General features: G+C 40.1%; 8 protein-coding genes. 4 read left to right on the forward strand and 4 right to left on the reverse strand.

Annotation, left to right across the window (positions count from 1 at the left end; genetic code table 11):
* Nucleotides 1–491 precede the first annotated feature (491 nt).
* Nucleotides 492–1223 (forward strand): antA/AntB antirepressor family protein, encoded by a 732-nt coding sequence (locus ACFINU_RS09235; RefSeq protein WP_375618927.1) that lies wholly within the window; start codon nt 492–494, stop codon nt 1221–1223.
* A complete protein-coding gene (locus ACFINU_RS09240) occupies nt 1220–1498 on the forward strand; it encodes a hypothetical protein (RefSeq protein WP_375618926.1) in 279 nt (92 codons plus the stop codon). Before ACFINU_RS09235 ends, ACFINU_RS09240 begins: the two co-directional genes overlap by 4 nt.
* 57 nt (nt 1499–1555) lie before the next feature.
* Here ACFINU_RS09240 and ACFINU_RS09245 read toward each other — a convergent pair whose 3' ends face one another.
* The 4 genes from ACFINU_RS09245 to ACFINU_RS09260 all read right to left on the reverse strand — a co-directional run bounded on the left by ACFINU_RS09245 (nt 1556) and on the right by ACFINU_RS09260 (nt 2734).
* Nucleotides 1556–1837 carry a type II toxin-antitoxin system YafQ family toxin gene (locus tag ACFINU_RS09245; RefSeq protein WP_375618928.1) on the reverse strand — a complete coding sequence of 94 codons (282 nt, stop codon included), beginning with the start codon at nt 1835–1837 and terminating at the stop codon, nt 1556–1558.
* Nucleotides 1824–2087, reverse strand: coding sequence for a type II toxin-antitoxin system RelB/DinJ family antitoxin (locus tag ACFINU_RS09250; RefSeq protein WP_375618925.1), 264 nt, complete (start codon nt 2085–2087; stop codon nt 1824–1826). The genes ACFINU_RS09245 and ACFINU_RS09250 overlap by 14 nt, the downstream gene beginning before the upstream one ends.
* A 97-nt stretch (nt 2088–2184) precedes the next feature.
* Complete coding sequence (locus tag ACFINU_RS09255) at nt 2185–2490, reverse strand: BrnA antitoxin family protein (protein WP_375618924.1); 306 nt, start codon at nt 2488–2490, stop codon at nt 2185–2187.
* Nucleotides 2468–2734 carry a BrnT family toxin gene (locus ACFINU_RS09260; RefSeq protein ID WP_375613975.1) on the reverse strand — a complete coding sequence of 89 codons (267 nt, stop codon included), beginning with the start codon at nt 2732–2734 and terminating at the stop codon, nt 2468–2470. The genes ACFINU_RS09255 and ACFINU_RS09260 overlap by 23 nt, the downstream gene beginning before the upstream one ends.
* Before the next feature lie 84 nt (nt 2735–2818).
* Here ACFINU_RS09260 and ACFINU_RS09265 point away from each other — a divergent pair, with 84 nt between their 5' ends.
* Together ACFINU_RS09265 and ACFINU_RS09270 are read left to right on the forward strand one after the other, a co-directional pair.
* A complete protein-coding gene (locus ACFINU_RS09265) occupies nt 2819–3370 on the forward strand; it encodes a hypothetical protein (RefSeq protein ID WP_375618732.1) in 552 nt (183 codons plus the stop codon).
* A 31-nt stretch (nt 3371–3401) separates the two neighbouring features.
* Nucleotides 3402–3931, forward strand: a 530-nt coding sequence (locus tag ACFINU_RS09270) for a phage terminase large subunit family protein (protein ID WP_375667612.1), incomplete at its 3' end; no start/stop codon positions are given.

Genomic DNA, 3931 nt, shown 5'->3' on the forward strand with positions numbered 1-3931 from the left:
TTTGTTTTTTTCATAAAAAAGTCAATAAAATCAATTCAAAAGGTACTTCCCAGCGGGTTGGCTTCGTTGCGGGGCAGGACAGCGCGAACTATCGCTAGCGACAGAATTCTCAAATTGACTGTACATTGTACACACAACATATTGATAAATAATAATTTCAATATGTACACTGTACAGTATGTGAAACGTTTTCTTAGCAAAAAGTAATTTTTGTTACTTGACAATTCTACAGTAATAGGTATCTTCAAATCAGGTGCCTAGAAAACACCTCAAAACATCTAGCGGATGGGTTGCCGAAACAATCTATCTTCTGAAACATGAAAGATTTTGACTAATTATATGCTGTAGCATATAACGGTCTTGTCGGGTGTGGTTACGCTATACAATACCCTCACGGGAAAGGTGTAACGACGGACTAGATGCCGTGTTTTCTAGCGCCCGGCACTCTTTTTGAGTGTCAATAGAAAACCTCTAACATCTAGGAGTTCACAATGAACACACTTATTCCGGTATCGGAACAAATTGTTGGACAGGAAACTGTTCAAACGGTAAACGCACGTGACTTGCATGCGTTTTTAGAAGTAAAAACCAGCTTTAAAGACTGGATTATCAGACGTATTCAAGACTGTAAATTTAAAGAAGGGTATGACTTTTGCTCTTTTTTGAGCGAAAGTTCAGGTGGGCGTCCTTCTAAAGAATACCATATCACCTTAGATATGGCTAAACACCTTTCCATGATAGAGCGTAATGATAAAGGACATGAAGCACGTCAATACTTTATCAAATGTGAACGGCTTTTAAAACAAGTAGCTGTTCCACAAATTGACTACTCCAAACCCGAAGCATTACTTGGTGTTTTGAATCACTTACAAAGTCAAATTGAGCAGAAAGATCATGTTATTGCCGAATTGACTCCAAAAGCAGAAGCTTTAGAAGGTCTAAAACGCTCTGATGGTCTGTTTGGTCTTATTGAAGCAGCAAAGATGTTGGAGGTACGACCAAAAGATTTAACCGATTACTTGCGTAAACATGATTGGGTCTATCGACGGGCTCCAGGGGCGCCTCTGTTACCTTATCAGGACAAAATAAAGAAAGGATTCATGGATTGTCCTGCTATTACCATTCAAGGACCTGATGGTACAGAAAAGGTACTCCCTTCAACGAAAATCACACCAAAAGGATTGGCATGTTTGAGAGAACAAATCTTTGGGGGTGTTCAATGAAGATAGACACCAACTTCTTATGTGATTTGTGGATAGCATTATCTCAATTTTCTAATGATGAAAATGTGAGCGACAAAGATTGTAGTGCTCTGGTTCAAACTATGAATGCAATAGAAAAGGTCCTAGTTTTAAAACTTCAAAATGATGTGCCTAATATTACAAAGATCTTGGCAATTCTTACAGATTTTGGTTCTTCAGAGTTACCGCATAGCATGGAACATTTGTTGCGAACTTACGAACCAAATTTCGATAGCCCCATTAAAAAGGTTGCTTAAGTTCAAAAACACATCTCCCCTCCCCGTTTTCAAAAATGGGGAGGTGGTTAATTGAAATTATAGATTAAGCTGTGAATGAGAACCAAGACGCACTAAAACTAGCCTATCTTGACCAATCAAGCGATAGATCAAAACCAAATCAGGTCGAATATGACAATCCCGATAATCTTTCCAATTTCCAGTTAATGCATGGTCATGATACCGAAGTTCTAAAGGTTGATCATTTGCTAATGCCACAATGACTTGATGCAAATCTGTACTTAAAAGATGCCGATATCGTCCTTTCAATTCACGCTTGAAATCACGTTTGAAAATGGTGGTACGTTCAATCGTCCGCATAGAGATCATCAAATAATTCGTCTACGGAATGAAACTTTTTTAAGTTACCTTCATCAAGTTCGGCAAAAGCTGCTATGGTTTCTGCATTGGGTTGAAACAAAAAAGAAGGAATAGCTTTATCTTGCGCAATACGTGTCATCAACACTCTCACGACATCACTTACTGATAAACCAGAGGCTTGAATAACTTGATTAGCGACATTTTGAATTTCTTCTGGTACACGCGCTTGAACCATGCGACTGGCAGCCATAATAAGCTCTCCTCTTGTAATTGTATTTCAATGTAATACAATTGAAGCTTAATTTCAACTGTAAAGCACATTTTTTAGAGTGGCGAGATCGTTTGGCTTAACAACCACTTGCTTTTTTTAAGACTTCACCCATACGTGTTCGCCAATCTTTTCCTTGTTTTTTAAAAGAGGCAATAACATTTGGGTCGAGACGGAGAGTAACCGCTTGTTTAGGAGATTCAACGGGTGGACGCCCACGTTTACGGCGCTCTTCTGTTACATACTTAAAAAAAGAGGCTGGTAAAACGTCTTTAGCTGGCTTTAAGCGTGCAAGTTCTTCATCTGTTAGTGGTGGGGAATCCACAGCGTCCCAATCTTCTTTTGTATAGCCACATCCTGTTTCAAAGGTTTTTTTGATAGTCATTGAAAACCTCTCTTTCTTTTTTATTCGCTTGACGAAAACTGATAATGGATATCGCTTCATTGCCAAGCTTTGCAAAAACAATAACTGTTGTGCCATCCGCAAAATGTCCAATAGCCTTCATGCGGTTTGAATGGGTTGCATCAATAAGAGCATGTTCCCAGTCAAAGTAAATAACATCAGCAAAATCAAGCTTATGTTTAACAATGTTTAAAGCTCTTTTTGGTTCATCCCACACTATCTTCATATATTTTATGTACACGAAAAATAAAGCTTTGTCAATAATTAAAGTGTACAATAATTCGTATATACCATTCAAAATGGAGCCACTATGACTAAGAAAACGCGTAAAGGTTTATCGCTTCGTGCGTTTGCCAAAAAGATGGGTGTTTCTCCTAATGCGGTGGCTTCTCGTTTTAAGACAGGGAAGTTTGATAAGGCTCTTTTTGAAGATGGTTCTGTTAATGAAGCGCTTGCAACAGCTATCTGGAATGAGAATCCAACAAAACGCCCTGCTCCATTTTTAGCTCCGGATGGTCAACCGCGAACAAAGATCAAACAAACCTCTACAGAGGGCGCTAATGAATACAAGATTAAACTGGAGCGAATGCAAGTTGCCCTTGAAAGCGAGAAGATTGCTCTTGAACGCTTACGCGAAACAACCGTTGATCGTGAAGAAGTCAAGAGAGCAGCGCGTGAGTTTGGAAGAGCACACCGTGACGCTATGTTGAATTTTCCTCATCGATTTGGTGCAAGCATTGCCGCACAGGTTGGATGTGATGCTGCAAGCCTAATCGGTGCCATTGATTATTACATACGAAAGGCTTTGCTTGAAGCTGTTCATATTCCAGTTCCTTATCATGATCCTCAACCTCCAGAATGAGAGAGTTTTTGGGGCGAGCAAAGAATGAATAATGGATGAGAATGCTGTTACAGAATTTTTCGCCTATGCCAATGATGCAAGACAACCGGACCCACCATACACGGTTTCCCAATGGGCGGACAAGAATAGATACCTTAGCACGGTAGCCAGTGCTGAACCTGGACTGTGGAGAACAAAACGGACTCCCTATCTGCGCGAAATCATGGATAATCTTTCTTCTTACGTGCCAATTGAAACAACCATTGTCATGAAAGGGGCGCAGGTTGGCATGTCAGAGGCAGGATTAAATTTCTGCGGTTATGCTATTCATTATAGTCCAGGACCTGCCCTTTATGTCATGCCAACCGTTGAGACAGCCAAAAAGCTTTCAAAGACGCGGCTTGATCCCATGATTATGGCAAGTCCAGTTTTAAGTGAACGCATTACTCCTGCTCGTGCAAGAGACAGTGGAAATACAATGTTTTCAAAGGAATTTTATGGGGGGACATTGATGATTACAGGAGCAAATAGTGCTGCTGGATTGCGTTCTTCTCCTATTCGCTATTTGGTTTTGGATGAAGT

Origin of the sequence: Bartonella sp. AC130YNZD (assembly GCF_042196865.1) — a bacterium.
Classification (GTDB): Bacteria; Pseudomonadota; Alphaproteobacteria; order Rhizobiales; family Rhizobiaceae; genus Bartonella.